The sequence below is a fragment of the Pseudomonas sp. MC6 genome (genome assembly GCF_054790575.1).
This window is the reverse complement of sequence record NZ_CP186504.1, coordinates 6,163,825-6,179,988: the sequence shown is the minus strand read 5'-3', so window position 1 is coordinate 6,179,988 and position 16,164 is coordinate 6,163,825. Positions and strand designations below refer to the sequence as shown.

Genomic DNA, 16,164 nt, shown 5'->3' with positions numbered 1-16,164 from the left:
GGTAATCGCTTGTCAGACTGCAATCAATTCGAGAGACGCGGCAGGATCAGATCCTTGAGATCGGTCAGCTTGCCATGAAAAAAGTGTCCGCATTCTGCCACTTTCAGCAGCTCATGGGGGCGCTGGAGTTTTTCCGACCAGTCGTAAACCAGCTGCGGATCGATGACTTCGTCGGTTTCTGGCTGGATCACCGTGAGTTCGCCGTGCTGTGGCAGTTGATCCTGCTCGCCCAGGCGCATGACCGCCGGCGCGACCATGAACAGATGTTTTAGCTGCACGCCCTGCGCTTCGAGACGGCCGCCGAGACTTGCAGCAACAAATCCGCCGAAGGAAAAACCGAACAGGGTCAGTGGCAGATTCGGATGTTTTTCACGCAGCCATGCAGCGGCAGCCTGAGCATCGTCGACCTCGCCGGTGCCCATATCGTGCGAACCTTCGCTGGCACCCACGCCGCGATAGTTGAAGCGCAAGGTGATCAGGCCCGCGTCGCGCGCGGTGCGCTGCAGGGTCGAGACGACTTTGTTGAGCATGGTGCCGCCCTGCACCGGATTCGGATGGCAGATCAGCGCGATGCCGATTGGCTGCTCGTTATCCAGGTACAGAGACTCAAGTTGACCCACCGGGCCGTCAATCACTACAGGGGTTTCACGCATCAGCAAGGAAGGAACTCCGTGACCTCGAATCGGGTCGACTCGTCTAGCAAATTGTCTGTGCCAATCTATTGCGAGTGAATCGCGGTATACAGCGCAGGTTCGAGCCGTTAACGTAAAGCAAAGCCGTTTATAGAGGAAGGACTCGTGGAACACTCGCTCTTAGTTTGGTTGTTACCGACTCTTGCCCTGGTTGTGGGTGTCGCCATTGGATTCCTGATCGCGCGCGTTGCGCCGAACGCCGCGCCGAGCCGTACGCAGCGTCAACTGGATGATATCCAGGAGCGTTTCGACAGTTATCAAAACGAGGTGGTCACCCACTTCAACAGCACCGCGATGCTGGTCAAGAAACTGACCCAGAGCTATCAGGAAGTGCAGGATCATCTCGCCGAGGGCGCCAATCGTCTGGCCCTGGACGAGCAGACCCGCCAGCGCCTGATCGCTGCCCTGCACGCTGACGCTGCAGCGGCGCCACGCGAACGCCTGACGCCTCCGCGCGATCAGGAGCCACCGCGCGACTACGCACCGAAGACCCCGAACTCGCCGGGCATGCTCGATGAGCATTACGGGTTGAAGAAATAATCAGTCTTCGCTGACAAACAAAAAGCCCCCGGACAGTGATGTGTCCGGGGGCTTTTTTGTGTCTGTAATCTTCGGTGTTTGTAGCGGCCCCTTCGCGAGCAGGCTCGCTCCCACAGGGGAATGCATTTCAAATGTGGGAGCGAGCCTGCTCGCGAAGGGGCCGACACAGGCCAGACATAAAAATGCCCGATCACAGGACCGGGCATTTTTTCATTCAGGCATTCAGTTACGGATACTGCTGAACCGTACCCGGCTGCTGTTGCTGCTGACCACCATACTGCTGACCCGGAATCGCTTTCAGGTTGACTTCAACGCGACGGTTCTGCGCCCGGCCATTGACGTCACCGTTGCTGGCAATCGGGTTATCCGGACCGGCGCCACGGGCCGACAGGTTGGCACCGCTGACACCTTGCGAAGTCAGGTAGGTTGCCACGCTCTGCGCACGACGCTGGGACAGGTCCATGTTGTGCTGGCGGGCGCCGGTGCTGTCGGTATAGCCAACGATTTCGATCTGGTTCTGGCTGAACTCTTTCAACGAGCCCGCGAGATTGTTCAGCGGCTGATAGAAGCTGGAGGCGATGTTCGCCGAATCAGTGGCGAACGTAATGTTGCCCGGCATGATCAGCTTGATCTGATCGCCCTGGCGCTGCACTTCAACACCAGTGTTGGCCATGCTCGCGCGCAGTTTCTTTTCCTGCTGGTCGGCGTAATAACCGTAACCGGCAGCGGAAGCACCGACCACAGCGGCGCCGATCAATGCGCCTTTGCCGCGGTTGTCGTGACCGATGGCGGCACCGGCCAGTGCGCCGGCGAGTGCACCGAGGCCACCGTATTTGGCGGTTTTGCTCATGCCTTGCGAGCCACCGTCGGCCTGGCCCTGATTGTCATATGGGTTAGGCGAGGCGCAGCCGGACAGCAAGGCCACGGCAGTAGCGACAATAATCAAACGACGCGTGGTGAACATGGAGAGCTCCTGGTTTTTCGCATTCTGTGGTGCAGCGGCCACTGGGTTAAATGGACCTGCGCGGGCGTTTGATCATGACAATGCACAAAAATTCCGCCGGGCACTCGTGACAAAATATTTAGGCGCGCACAAACGGGTTTTCGCGCATTTCATCACCCAGACGCGTATCCGGCCCATGTCCGGTCACCACGGTCGCGTCCTCGTCCAAGGTGTATAGCCGCTGCTTGATCGAACGCACGATGGTCGCCTGATCGCCGCCCCACAAATCCGTGCGCCCTACGCCGCGACGAAACAACGTGTCGCCCGCTATCAACAGCTTAGCCTCGGAAAACCAAAAGCTCATGGAACCGGGTGTATGTCCCGGCGTGTGCAGGGCAACGCCGCAACCGCAGGCCAGTTCTTCATCATCGCTCAACCAGCGATCCGGTGACGGCACCGGGGTGTACGGGACACCGAACATCTGACACTGCATTTCGAGGTTGTCCCAGAGAAACTGGTCTTCCTTGTGCAAGTGCAAGGTCGCACCGGTTTTTTCCTTCATCTGCCCGGAGGCGAGGAAGTGATCGAGATGCGCGTGGGTGTGAATGATGCTGACGACTTTCAGGCCATGCGCATCGAGACGCGCCATGATCAGGTCGGGGTTGCCGCCCGGGTCGACAACGATGGCTTTCCTGGTAACGGGATCGCCGATGATCGTGCAATTGCACTGAAGGGGACCGACGGGGAAGGTTTCGCGAATCAGCGCGGTTGTGGCAACAGACATAAACATCCTCGACAGACGGTAATTAGCGTTTGCTCAGGATTCTACTGCAAGGGCCGATAAAGAACGCCAGGCCAGATATTTGGCGCCATTAATCAGAAAATAATGGCTCAATGATATCAAACGCACAAAATCTGGTGCAAAATCGCATTTTTTGTAGCGGTCGCATTCAGGAAGGGCCGCATAGTACTCAGGAAATTCCGCATGCCAACGCCCAAGACTTACTCCTTCGCCTTCCCTGCCTCATTGACTGGCAACGCTATCGTCGACAGCCTTATTTCCGGAAAATTCTGGCTGGGATCCGGCTGGAGTCCATCCGGGGCGACTAATTTGAGCTACAGCTTCATGGCGCCGGTAACTTCTTACTTCGTCACCGACTACAGCCCAAAAAATGAATACAACGCTCTGTATGAGCTGACGGCGGCACAGAAAACCGCAATAACCGGTGCGTTGGGTGCCTGGAGCGCGGTTGCCAACCTCAACTTCACGTTGACCAGCGACACCCTGACCAACGTTGGCGACCTGCGTTTTGGCGGCTATCGGTTGATGGATGACAAAACAGCGGCCTGGGCCTATTTTCCTGAGAATCTGCCTGCGGGTGGCGATGTCTGGGTCGGCGAGGCAACCAATGACCCGAATCCCGTCAAAGGCAGTTACGACTTCATGACGTTCGTGCATGAAATCGGTCATGCGCTGGGCCTCAAGCATCCGTTCGACACCAGTGCTACCAACAAGACTCTGCTGGACCCTTCGCTCGACGATGTGCACTTCACGGTGATGAGTTACAACAGTAACTATTCCTATCAACCGACCACACCGATGGTTCTGGACATCTTGGCGATCCAGAGCCTGTACGGCGCCAATATGACGTGGCAGGCCGGTGACAACCTGTACAAATGGGCGGCGGACCAGTCGATTTTCGAAACCATCTGGGATGCCGGTGGCAACGACACGATCGATGGCAGCAATCAACTTGCGCCCGTCAGCATCAACTTGAATGAAGGCGCCTATAGCCAAATCGGAAAGGCGTTCGTCGATTACAACACTCTGACAGCGATCAACGACGGCCTGGCGATTGCCTATGGTGCCAAGATCGAGAACGCGGTCGGCTCTGTCTTCGATGACATCCTGACCGGTAACGCACTGAACAATACGCTCAATGGCAATCTTGGCGCTGACACCATGATCGGTGGCGACGGCATCGACACCTACTACGTCGACAACATCGGCGATGTCGTCATCGAAACCGATACCTCGCTGACCGCCATCGACCAGGTGTACTCCTCCATCGACTACACCCTGGGGGCCAACGTCGAGCAACTGATCCTGATCGGCAACGCCATCAACGGCACCGGCAACTGGACCAACAACACCCTCATCGGTAACGCCGGCGATAACGTGCTGGACGGCCGCCTGGGTGGCGACACCATGATTGGCGGTCTGGGCAACGACACCTATATCGTCGACAACGTCTACGACAGCACGATTGAAACCAGCACCCTGGCGGGCGAAATCGACACTGTACGCGCCTCGATTGACTGGACCCTGGGCGCCAACCTGGAAAACCTCATACTGACCGGCAATGCCAACCTCAATGGCACGGGCAACTCGGTGAACAACGGCATCATCGGCAATGATGGCGATAACGTCCTTGACGGTGGCGTGGGTGCCGATGTGCTGGTCGGCGGTCTGGGCAACGACACTTACATCGTCGACAACGTCTCCGACATCGTAAGGGAAAACAGCACCCTGATCAGTGAGATCGATACCGTGCGCTCTTCGGTGGACTGGACCCTGGGCGCCAATCTGGAAAACCTGGTGTTGACCGGCTCGGCCATCAATGGCAACGGCAACGCACTGAACAACACGCTGACCGGTAATGCACTGAACAACGTGCTCAACGGCGGCCTCGGCGCTGACACCATGATCGGTGGCGACGGCATCGACACCTACTACGTCGACAACATCGGCGATGTCGTCATCGAAACCGATACCTCGCTGACCGCCATCGACCAGGTGTACTCCTCCATCGACTACACCCTGGGGGCCAACGTCGAGCAACTGGTCCTGATCGGCAACGCTATCAACGGTACCGGCAACTGGACCAACAACACCCTCATCGGTAACGCCGGCGACAACGTGCTGGACGGCCGCATGGGTGGCGACACCATGATTGGCGGTCTGGGCAACGACACCTACATCGTCGACAACATCTACGACAGCACGATTGAAACCAGCACTCTGGCGGGCGAAATCGATACCGTGCGCTCTTCGGTCAACTGGACCCTGGGCGCCAACCTGGAAAACCTCGTACTGACCGGCAATGCCAACCTCAACGGCACGGGCAACTCGGCGAACAACGACATCGCAGGCAACGATGGCGATAACATCCTCGACGGTGGCGCGGGTGCCGACGTCCTGGTCGGCGGTCTGGGCAACGACACTTACATCGTCGACAACGTCTCCGACATCGTAAGGGAAAACAGCACCCTGATCAGTGAGATCGATACCGTGCGCTCTTCGGTGGACTGGACCCTGGGCGCCAATCTGGAAAACCTGGTGTTGACCGGCTCGGCCATCAATGGCAACGGCAACGCACTGAACAACACGCTGATCGGTAATGCACTGAACAACGTGCTCAACGGCGGCCTCGGCGCTGACACCATGATCGGTGGCGACGGCATCGACACCTACTACGTCGACAACATCGGCGATGTCGTCATCGAAACCGATACCTCGCTGACCGCCATCGACCAGGTGTACTCCTCCATCGACTACACCCTGGGGGCCAACGTCGAGCAACTGGTCCTGATCGGCAACGCTATCAACGGTACCGGCAACTGGACCAACAACACCCTCATCGGTAACGCCGGCGACAACGTGCTGGACGGCCGCATGGGTGGCGACACCATGATTGGCGGTCTGGGCAACGACACCTACATCGTCGACAACGTCTACGACAGCACGATTGAAACCAGCACTCTGGCGGACGAAATCGATACCGTGCGTTCTTCCGTCAACTGGACCCTGGGGGCCAATCTGGAAAACCTGGTGCTGACCGGCTCGGCCATCAATGGCAACGGCAATGCACTGAACAACACGCTGACCGGTAACGCACTGAACAACGTGCTCAACGGTGGCCTCGGCGCTGACACCATGATCGGTGGCGACGGCATCGACACCTACTACGTCGACAACATCGGCGATGTCGTCATCGAAACCGATACCTCGCTGACTGCCATCGACCAGGTGTACTCCTCCATCGACTACACCCTGGGGGCCAACGTCGAGCAACTGATCCTGATCGGCAACGCCATCAACGGCACCGGCAACTGGACCAACAACACCCTCATCGGTAACGCCGGCGACAACGTGCTGGACGGACGCATGGGTGGCGACACCATGATTGGCGGTCTGGGCAACGACACCTATATCGTCGACAACGTCTACGACAGCACAATTGAAACCAGCACCCTGGCGGGCGAAATCGACACTGTACGCGCCTCGATTGACTGGACCCTGGGCGCCAACCTGGAAAACCTCATACTGACCGGCAATGCCAACCTCAACGGCACGGGCAACTCGGTGAACAACGGCATCATCGGCAATGATGGCGATAACGTCCTTGACGGTGGCGTGGGTGCCGACGTGCTGGTCGGCGGTCTGGGCAACGACACTTACATCGTCGACAACGTCTCCGACATCGTAAGGGAAAACAGCACCCTGATCAGTGAGATCGATACCGTACGTTCTTCCGTCAACTGGACCCTGGGGGCCAATCTGGAAAACCTGGTGCTGACCGGCTCGGCCATCAATGGCAACGGCAACGCACTGAACAACACGCTGACCGGTAATGCACTGAACAACGTGCTCAACGGCGGCCTCGGCGCTGACACCATGATCGGTGGCGACGGCATCGACACCTACTACGTCGACAACATCGGCGATGTCGTCATCGAAACCGATACCTCGCTGACCGCCATCGACCAGGTGTACTCCTCCATCGACTACACCTTGGGGGCCAACGTCGAGCAACTGATCCTGATCGGCAACGCCATCAACGGCACCGGCAACTGGACCAACAACACCCTCATCGGTAACGCCGGCGACAACGTGCTGGACGGCCGCATGGGTGGCGACACCATGATTGGCGGTCTGGGCAACGACACCTATATCGTCGACAACGTCTACGACAGCACGATTGAAACCAGCACCCTGGCGGGCGAAATCGACACTGTACGCGCCTCCATCGACTGGGCCCTGGGCGACAATCTGGAAAACCTCGTACTCACCGGCAGCACCAACCTCAATGGCTCGGGTAACGCATTGAACAACAGCCTGACCGGCAACGACGGTAACAATTTGCTGAATGCCGGCGCGGGCAATGACCTTCTGATCGGCGGACTCGGGACAGATTCGCTGACCGGCGGCATTGGTGCGGACGTGTTCATTTTCAACGCTTGGAACGAGAGCGGCCTTGGCAGCCTGCGCGATGTCATCACGGACTTTAGCAGTGCCCAAGGTGACAAGATCGATCTGACCCACTTCGATGCCAACCTGCTGACCGCGGGCTTCAATGGTTTTTCCTTCATTGGCGCCAACGACTTCACCGGCGCAGGCCAGTTGCGCTTCGTCGACCAAGTGCTGTCGGGCAACGTCAGCGGCAACGTCGGTGCGGATTTTGAAATCCAGCTGGTCGGTGTCAACAACTTCAACGCCACTGATCTGGTGGCGTGATCTTCGTCGCGCTTGTACCGGCCGGTCTGTAGAAGAGACCGCAGCCACAAAAAACGCCCCGACTGGTTCGGGGCGTTTTTTTTATTGACTGGTACGGCGGCTAATCAAGAACACCTAGCTCCTTGGCCCGCGCGACCGCCTGAGTTCGACGCTCCACCCCCAATTTGCTGTTGATATGGCTGGCATGGGTTTTCACCGTATGAAGCGAGATGAACAATTGCTCGCTGATCTGCTGGTTCGAACAGCCTTGGGCGATCAGGCGTAGCACTGCAAGCTCCCTGCTACTGAGCTGTTCGGCGGCACCAGACTCAACGACTGGACGTCCCGCCGCAGGCGGAAAATGCTCCAGCAATTGCTGCCCTGATAATGTCGGTATCATCTGCAATTGCCCGCGCAACCAGTCCGCATGCCCCTTCACCAAGGTATCGAACGGTTGCAGCACGCCCCCCGCCGCCGCTTCCAGTGCCTGACTCAATGCTTTGCGGGCCTCAGTCTCTCGTCCACCCACCAACAGCAACGCCACTTTTTGCGTCAACGCCATCACACTGAGCAACTGCCGCCCGGTCTGCTGACCGTTTTCATGCAATACATTCAGCCGCCCTTCGGCGAGCATCGGATGCCCTTGAATCATGTCGAGCAACGCCTGTTGCAGTTCAACATGCAACGGCAACTGAGGATGAAACTCTGGCGGCGCAGCGGCGCGTTCACCCGTGTACGTCTGACCAAGCCGTGCGAGCCAGGCCTCGGCCAGATCAGTGCGCCCCTGCGCCAGCCACAGTTCACATTTGACCAGCGTGATCATCGCCAGATAGTAGATCGGCGGCACGTCCCAGATATGCATCAGGCGTTCGGCTTCGGCGAGTTCGGCAAAGGCCTTGGCGAACTCGCCACTGCTGCCGTCCAGTCGAGCGATGACGCAGTGGCCGATCAACACGCTGATATCGCGACAGGCCCGTGCCTCGCCGATCCCGGCCATCAAACGTGCGCGCGCGGCCTGAGGCTGCAAGCGCATGGCCAACAGGAAGCCCTCGTACAGGGTCAGCCGTGCGCGCACCGCGTACAGGCGTTGCGGCGATAGACCGCGCAGGCGCTCAAGACCCTGATGGACTTCATCCAGTGCGCGCAGAATTTCACCACGTGATTGCAACACCCGTGCACGGTCGTAATGGGCCAAAGCTTCGAACAGCGGATTGCCGACCCGTTGCGCCAGTTCAAGGGATTCACGGTTAAGACCGCGTGCACGCCACAGATCGCCGTCGGCGATGGCCAGATTAGACAGGGTCGATAAACACATCAGCCGCTGGCCATAACGTTTCGCCGGCAGGCTTTCCAAAGCTTCACTGCAGTATCTGAGCGTCAGCTCACGATGGCCGCGACCACGGGCAATGATTCCGCTAAGTGCCAGCCATTGCGCCAGCATCGACTTTTGCGCGGTGGCCGAAGGTGCCGGCAGGAAGCGGCTCAAGTGGCTGGACAACTCCTCGGCGGCATCGAGCTGGCAGGCCAGCCCCAGCGCCCAACTGTAGAGAACGATCAGCCGCGGCGTGCTGATCAGCAGGCTGTCGGGCAAATCCATTTTCCAACGCAGCAGCATGCCGACGTTTTGCTCGGCCAGCAGTTGCTCCTCGGAGAGGTTCTGCACCAGGTTCGCGGCGACATCGAGGTGACCGGCGCGCAACGCCTGTTCAACCGCTTCATCCAGCAGCCCCTGTGCGTTGAACCAGCGACAGGCACGCAAATGCAGCGTTGCAGTCGGCACCATCGCTTGCGCAATCGGCCGGCTGCGCAGCAGATCCGAGAACAGATGGTGATAGCGATACCAGTGACCGTGCTCGTCCAGCGGCACCAGAAAGACCTGATGCGCCAACAGGAAACGCAGGATCTCGGCGCTGTCATGAGCTTCGCGCACGGCATCGCACAGCTCACTGCAGAAGCGTTCCTGTGGCGCCGTCTCGTAGAGAAAGGCTTGCACTTCTGCTGGCAGACAGTCGATGACCTCTTCCAGCAGATAGTCGCGGATCAGCCCTTCACCGCCGTTCAGCGCTTGCGGTAACGCCGCATCGCTGCCGGCCTCAGACACCGCAAGCAGCCAGAAACGTAAACCGGCGACCCAGCCCTCGCTGCGCTGGATAAGGTTTTCCAGCGCTTCACCGCGCAGTGAGCTGCTGTGGCGATCAAGCAAGGTCAGCGCTTCGTCGTGGGTCAGGCGCAGATCCTGTTCATGCAACTCCAGCAACTGTCGGGACAGACGCAAGCGCGCCAGATGCCAGTCCGGGCGCTGGCGACTGGTGACCATCACCAGCAAGCCATCAGGCAGGTGATTGAGAAAAAATTGCAGGCAACGGTCAAGCACCGGGCCTTGGGCGAGATGATAATCGTCGAGCACCAGCAGCAGTGGTGCAGCGGAATCGAGGTGCAGCGCCAGCTCATCAAGCAAACCGTCGAGCCACTCTTCGAAGGCAAATGGCTGATGGCGTTGGCGCATTTTCAGCAGGCCGAGTGCGCGACTGCCCAGTTGCGGAAAGTAGTCCTGCAAGCCTTCGAGCAAACGCTCGAGAAAGCGGCCGGGGTCACTGTCGCGAGGACTCAGGCCGAGCCAGAGACTTTGCCATTGCGGCGGCAGACTCTGACAGAACTCCACCGCCAGAGAACTCTTGCCGAACCCGGCAGGGGCGCTGACCAGCAACAGCCGCCCACCGAGCCCGGCCTGCAGGCGCTCGCAAAGACGTGGTCGCAAGACGTAACCGTCGGGCAACGGAGGGCGAAAAAAACGCCCGTCCAATGCCGCGACAGCAACACTTGCGGGACCCGGAAGTGGGGACAGATCAGTCATGGCCGGCTCTTGTTCGAATTGCTGTTGGCGGCGTTGCAGATGTCCGCAGACTAGCCTTAAACGAACCGGTTATGAAGGTTGCTGCTACAAATGGCTACAAAAAGGCTACACGAACCTTTGAACCCAACCCCGTAGGGCTGCCGCAGGCTGCGATCTTTTGACTTTGACCTTTCAAAATCCAAAGCAAGATCAAACGATCGCAGCCTGCGGCAGCTCCTACAAAAGCGGTTCAACAGTGCGCCAGAAAAAGCAAAAAAAACGCCCCGAACCAGTCGGGGCGTTTTCACGAGGATGCGGCCTCGAATTACAGCGGGTTAGCGAACACCATCCTGACGCAGTGCGGCCGGGGTGAAGTCGCTGGTGGTGGCAGTGAAGCCGAAGTCATACGCACTCTTTTCCTCGTTCTTCATGCCCAGTGCCAGATAGCGGCCGGACTGCAGGTCGTAGAGGGTTTCCAGGGCGTACCACGGCACTTGCTTGTCGTAGTAGTTCTCGGCATGCGCTTCGGCAACGCGCCACAGTTGGCCACGACCGTCGTAGTGGTCGATCACCGCGGCTTGCCAGGTGTCTTCGTCGATGTAGAAGTCACGTTTGGCGTAGATGTGGCGCTGACCTTCCTTCAGGGTTGCTACCACATGCCACACGCGGCGCAGCTCGTAACGCGCCAGATCCTGATTGATGTGGCCGGCCTTGATGATGTCGGCGTACTTCAGTTTCGGATCGTCGAGCTTGTAGCTATCGGAGGCGATGTACATCTCTTTCTTGCCTTCGAGCTTCCAGTCGTAGCGATCCGGCGCACCGTTGAACATGTCGAGGTTGTCGGAAGTCCGCAGGCCATCCGCCGCAGTACCCGGACCGTCATAGGAGACTTGTGGCGCACGACGTACACGACGCTGGCCGGCGTTGTAGACCCACGCCGAACGTGGCTCTTTGACCTGATCGAGAGTCTCGTGCACCAGCAGCACACCACCGGCCAGACGCGCCGGCGCGGTCACTTTCTGCTTGAAGTAGAACAGGATGTTGCCCGGATTTTTCGGGTCGTAGTCCTTCATCTTGTCGCGGAACACGAACTGATCCTGGAAGTACACCAGGCTGTACGAGCCGTTCGGTTGCGGCGTGGCCTGGGTCACCAGACGGGTCACGCTGCCACCGCGATAGCGGGTGATGTGGTTCCAGATGACTTCCACACCGCTTTTCGGAATCGGGAACGGCACTGCCGTATCGAAGTTTTCCAGACCGTTGCCGCCGGACACCAGATTGGTGGTGGTGGCGTTTTTCTTGATCGCGGCGAACACGTCATCCGGCACGGTTGCGCCACGGTGGGACGGATAAACCGGCATCTTGAAGGTCTCCGGGTAACGCTTGAACATCGCGTATTGGCCCGGCGCCAGTTTGTCCTTGTACTTGTCGACATCCTTGGCGGTGATGGTGAACAGCGGTTGTTCGCTGGCGTAAGGGTTGGACAGGAAGCCCCGCGCATCGACGCTGCCGGCATTTTTCGGCAGCGGCTTCCACGCCGGGATCGAATTGTCGGCATTGCCGGCCATTTCCGCGCCCATCGGCGTCAGGCTCTTGCCCAGCTTGTCCGCTTCGGCAGCAGGCACCGCGGCCATGACGCCGGTCGCCAGCAGCGACAGGCCCAGAACACCGGCGTGGAACAGACTCTTTGTTATTTTCATAAATTCGTTCGTCCTGAATGCAGTGCTTAGAAGTTCACGCCGAAGCTGAGCGCAACGAAGTCGCGGTCATCCACAGTGGTGTACTTGCCGTCGAAGAAGTTGGTGTAAGCCAGGCTCGCGGTGTAGGTGTTCTGGTATTCGGCATCGACGCCCAGGCTGACCGCTTTGCGACCTTCCTCGAAGTTGCCGCCAGGGCCTGGCGAGTAACCGCTGACGTCGTGGGACCAGGCCACGTTCGGCTTGAGGTTCACACCGGCGAAGACGTCGTTGTATTCCCAGATGGCGCGACCGCGGTAGCCCCACGACATCGAGGTGGTGAAGCCGTCGTTATCGCAATTGCGGCTGCGGTTGTTCTGCGGCGAACCCGGTCCTGCACCGTTGATGGTGCTGGCGTTGAGAATGTTGGCGCAGGTGTTGGTGGTGCCAGTGGCCGGCAACTCGCCCGGGCCATACACCGGATCGCGGCCATAACGCTTGTCGGAACGGCTTTCCAGCCCGCCGACGTAGGTCGCGCCGACTTCACCGACGAGGGTCAGACGGCTGGCGCCCATGACCTGATCGAAGAAGTGCGTGAACGTTGTCTGGATCTGGGTGATTTCCTTGCGCTCGTAACCGTGCAGGTCTTGACCCGGCACGCCATTGAGTATCGAAGCGTTGGTCAGTGCGCCGCCGATCGGACGCACACCGGCGAACAGGATGTCGGTGGAGTTCAGTTGCACCGGCGCGTTCGGACGGTAGCTGATCTCACCGCTCCACGCCGTACCGGTAGGCAGGGTGGTGGAGAAGCTCAGACCGTAGAGGCGAATGTCTTCAGGGTATTCAATGAAGTAGTTCGAATTGCCCGCGACCAGCAGCGGTGCAAGTGCCGCAAACGGCCCCGGCAGCGCGCGCGCCGTGTTGTAGACCGATTGCGGCGCACCGGTGGCGCTGAAGATCGGCGCACGGCTGTGGTAGTTCATGAAGTAGGCGCCGAACTCGGTATCGAGCGGCTCGTACATGTACTTGAAGGACGCGCCCCACTGGCCGCTGTCACGCGCATCGCGGTCCGGGCCACGGCGCACCAGAACGCCCTCTTCGTTGACGCTGACGCCGTTGGCGGCCAATGGGCCAAGGGCCACGGCCGGGATTTGCGAACGCTTGTTCAGCACGCGCAGGTTGTCGTTGCAACCGTCGGCGACGATGTCCGGCTGCGAGAAGAACGTGCCGCAGTTATCGACGACGGTCTGGTCCCATTCCAGTTGATAGAACGCTTCGGCCGACAGGTTTTCGGTGAGGCTCTGGGACACGTAGAACATGTTGACCGGGATCAGGCCTTCCTTGATCTCGGCGCCCGGACGACGGAACGCGGAAACGTCGATCGGGTTGATCGAGTTGATGCCGCCGCCGATGAAGGTACTTTCACCCCAGCTCACCACCTGCTTGCCCAGACGCACGGAACCCGGCTGATCGGCAATCGCGTAGTTGTGGTAGACGAAGGCGTCGAGGATCTGCCCGCCGGACGACTTGGCGCCCTCTTTGCGACCCGAATCACTGATGTCCTTGAACTCGCGACTTTCATCCTTGAGTTCGAAGTCGTACCAGTACTTGCCACGGACGAACACGCCGGTGTCGCCGTATTTCAGTTCAAGGTCATGGATGCCCTTGAAGATCTTCGAAAAGGTTTCACCGCTCTTGAAGTTGGCGTGACCGTCATCGGACGTCTGCGACAGGCCGTGGCCGCCGTTGTTGACGCCAATGAGGTTCTTGTTAGGGCTCTGAGTAGACCAACTGGCACCGATCGACAGGGACGAGTCGAACTGGCCCTCGATTTCACCGACGTTGAAACTGACGCCGAATGCGGGCCCGGCGAGCGAAGAGGCAAGACTGACTGCCAGAGGCAGTTTCGCCCGGCGCCAGAACTGGTTTACTGAGGTCATCGACGCTACTCCATGTGCATTATTGTTATGGCAGTGAGTACTTTTAAAAACGCCTGAAGGACCGGGTGCCAGAGACAACCCGAAATCACTTCAAAGATGCATCGCCCCGATTTGTGCGTGTGCTCCGTTCTTAAAAATCCTTGAGCGGACTATAGCCAGCAGGTGGTACCGCTTGATCCCTCTAAAGTGTGATTTGCAGCTGCCGGCCACTCTGGAACAGTCCTTTCGCCAGACCGACGCATGTCGGCACGGCAAGGATGGCTGATTTTTTCGATTTCACAAGCCAAGCGCTTGCTTGGTGGGTCTGGCGCGCCGTTTTCGGCGCGCCAGCAGACACTTAAAGTGTCGAGAGGAAGGTGCTGTTGTTGGCCTGCCATTCGGTGATATCGAGGCGGATGCGCTTCTTGTCGAGCTTGCCGACACTGGTCTTGGGAATTTCGGTAACAAGGGCGATCTGACTCGGAATCGCCCACTTGCTCAAGTGGCCCAATTCCACGAACGGCTTGAGGTGCTCCTTGAGCTCACGTGCCCCGATCACATGCCCTTCGCGGATCACCAGCAAGGCAAACGGGCGCTCGCCCCACTGCGGGTCGGCGATGCCCACCACTGCTACTTCGCGTACCGCGACGTGACGACTGATCAGGTCTTCGAGGTCCAGCGAAGAGATCCACTCGCCGCCGGTCTTGATCACGTCCTTGATGCGGTCGCGGATGTCGATCACGCCCATGCTGTCGAGCGTGGCGACATCGCCGGTGTGCAACCAGCCGCCGGCCCAGAGCTCGGCGCCCTTCTGCGGCTCGTTGAAATAGCCTTCGGTGAGCCACGGCGCACGCAGCACCAATTCGCCTTGAGTCTCGCCATCGGCCGGGAGAAAGTTACCCTCGCCGTCGACAATCGCCGCTTCCACCAGCGGCCCCGGTACACCGGCCTTGATCCGGTAAGTGGTGCGTTCGTCTTCGGTGCCGGCCATCAACTCGTCATTGAGGTGCGCACAGGACACCAGCGGACCCGTTTCCGACATGCCATACGCGGCAGTCAGCTGAATGCCGCGCGCCTTCGCGGTTTCATACAGCGTGCGGTTGAGCGCACTGCCGCCAATGACAATTTTCCAGCCGCCGAAATCGGTGCCTTGCGCCCCTTTGGCATTGAGCAGCATCTGCAGGATGGTCGGCACGCAATGGGAGAAGGTGACCTTTTCCTTGCGCCACAGCTCCACCAGAAACTCGGGATCGTAGCGCCCCGGATAAACCTGTTTAAGGCCAAGCATGGTCGCCACGTACGGCAGGCCCCAGGCGTGGACGTGGAACATCGGCGTGATCGGCATGTACACATCGTTGGTGCCAAGCAGGCGCACGCTGTCGATCGAGCCCATGATCGTCGACACGCCCATGGTGTGCAGCACCAGTTGCCGATGGGTGAAATACACGCCCTTCGGGTTGCCGGTGGTGCCGGTGGTGTAAAACGTGGTGGCGACGGAGTTTTCGTCGAAGTCCTGGAAATCGTACTGCGGACTCGCCGCCGCCAGCAGTTGCTCGTACTCGCCGACCAGATTCGGCAGATCGGCGGTTTTCTCCGGCAGATCGGTCAGCAGCAGGGTTTTCTCGACCGTAGTCAGGTGCGGTGCGATCGCCTGGTACAGTCCGACGAACTCGCTGTTGACCAGCACAAAGCGGTCTTCGGCATGGTTCATGGTGTAGAGGATCTGCTCCGGCGACAGGCGCACGTTGATCGTGTGGATCACCGCGCCAATCATCGGAATCGCAAACATGCATTCCAGGTAACGATGGCTGTCCCAGTCCATCACCGCCACAGTGTCACCGGCCTTCACACCGGCCGTCGTCAGCACGTTGGCTAACCGCGCCACGCGCTCGATCAGGGTCGGGTAGCTATAGCGAATCTGGTCGCGGTAAATGATCTCGCGGGTTTTCTCGTAACGGGCCCCGGACATCAGCAGCCGTTTGATCAGCAATGGATACTGGTAGGCCCCATCGGCCGGGGGAATGACGCGAGTCTGCAACATAAGAATCCCTTTTCTGACTGCAC

General features: G+C 59.1%; 9 protein-coding genes. 2 read left to right on the top strand and 7 right to left on the bottom strand.

The window, feature by feature from the left end:
• Positions 1 to 23 precede the first annotated feature (23 nt).
• Complete coding sequence (locus tag ACOYXE_RS27835) at positions 24 to 653, bottom strand: alpha/beta hydrolase (RefSeq protein ID WP_160060136.1); 630 nt, start codon at positions 651 to 653, stop codon at positions 24 to 26.
• Positions 654 to 797: 144 nt separating this feature from the next.
• Between ACOYXE_RS27835 and ACOYXE_RS27830 the strand changes: the two genes are divergently transcribed.
• On the top strand, positions 798 to 1,232 hold the full coding sequence (locus tag ACOYXE_RS27830; RefSeq protein ID WP_160059360.1) for a Z-ring associated ZapG family protein: 435 nt from the start codon (positions 798 to 800) through the stop codon (positions 1,230 to 1,232).
• Positions 1,233 to 1,458: 226 nt separating this feature from the next.
• On the opposite strand, the gene ACOYXE_RS27825 is transcribed toward ACOYXE_RS27830, so the two are convergent.
• Positions 1,459 to 2,196, bottom strand: a complete 738-nt coding sequence (locus ACOYXE_RS27825; RefSeq protein ID WP_160059361.1) for an OmpA family protein — start codon at positions 2,194 to 2,196, stop codon at positions 1,459 to 1,461.
• A gap of 118 nt (positions 2,197 to 2,314) precedes the next feature.
• The gene (locus tag ACOYXE_RS27820) at positions 2,315 to 2,959 is read right to left on the bottom strand and encodes an MBL fold metallo-hydrolase (RefSeq protein ID WP_460927038.1); all 645 of its coding nucleotides are present in this window, start codon (positions 2,957 to 2,959) and stop codon (positions 2,315 to 2,317) included.
• Positions 2,960 to 3,160: 201 nt separating this feature from the next.
• Here ACOYXE_RS27820 and ACOYXE_RS27815 point away from each other — a divergent pair, with 201 nt between their 5' ends.
• Entirely contained in the window at positions 3,161 to 7,693 is a 4,533-nt protein-coding gene (locus ACOYXE_RS27815) for a M10 family metallopeptidase C-terminal domain-containing protein (RefSeq protein WP_460927036.1), read from the top strand.
• Between the two features lie 100 nt (positions 7,694 to 7,793).
• Here ACOYXE_RS27815 and ACOYXE_RS27810 read toward each other — a convergent pair whose 3' ends face one another.
• From ACOYXE_RS27810 to ACOYXE_RS27795, 4 genes are all read right to left on the bottom strand, one after another.
• Entirely contained in the window at positions 7,794 to 10,526 is a 2,733-nt protein-coding gene (locus ACOYXE_RS27810) for a LuxR C-terminal-related transcriptional regulator (RefSeq protein ID WP_160059364.1), read from the bottom strand.
• A gap of 314 nt (positions 10,527 to 10,840) precedes the next feature.
• On the bottom strand, positions 10,841 to 12,205 hold the full coding sequence (locus ACOYXE_RS27805; RefSeq protein WP_160059365.1) for a DUF1329 domain-containing protein: 1,365 nt from the start codon (positions 12,203 to 12,205) through the stop codon (positions 10,841 to 10,843).
• A gap of 26 nt (positions 12,206 to 12,231) precedes the next feature.
• Positions 12,232 to 14,121: a DUF1302 domain-containing protein gene (locus ACOYXE_RS27800; protein WP_160059366.1), complete on the bottom strand. Its 1,890-nt coding sequence runs from the start codon at positions 14,119 to 14,121 to the stop codon at positions 12,232 to 12,234.
• Positions 14,122 to 14,458: 337 nt separating this feature from the next.
• Positions 14,459 to 16,141 (bottom strand): fatty acid--CoA ligase, encoded by a 1,683-nt coding sequence (locus tag ACOYXE_RS27795; RefSeq protein WP_160059367.1) that lies wholly within the window; start codon positions 16,139 to 16,141, stop codon positions 14,459 to 14,461.
• Positions 16,142 to 16,164: the final 23 nt, after the last annotated feature.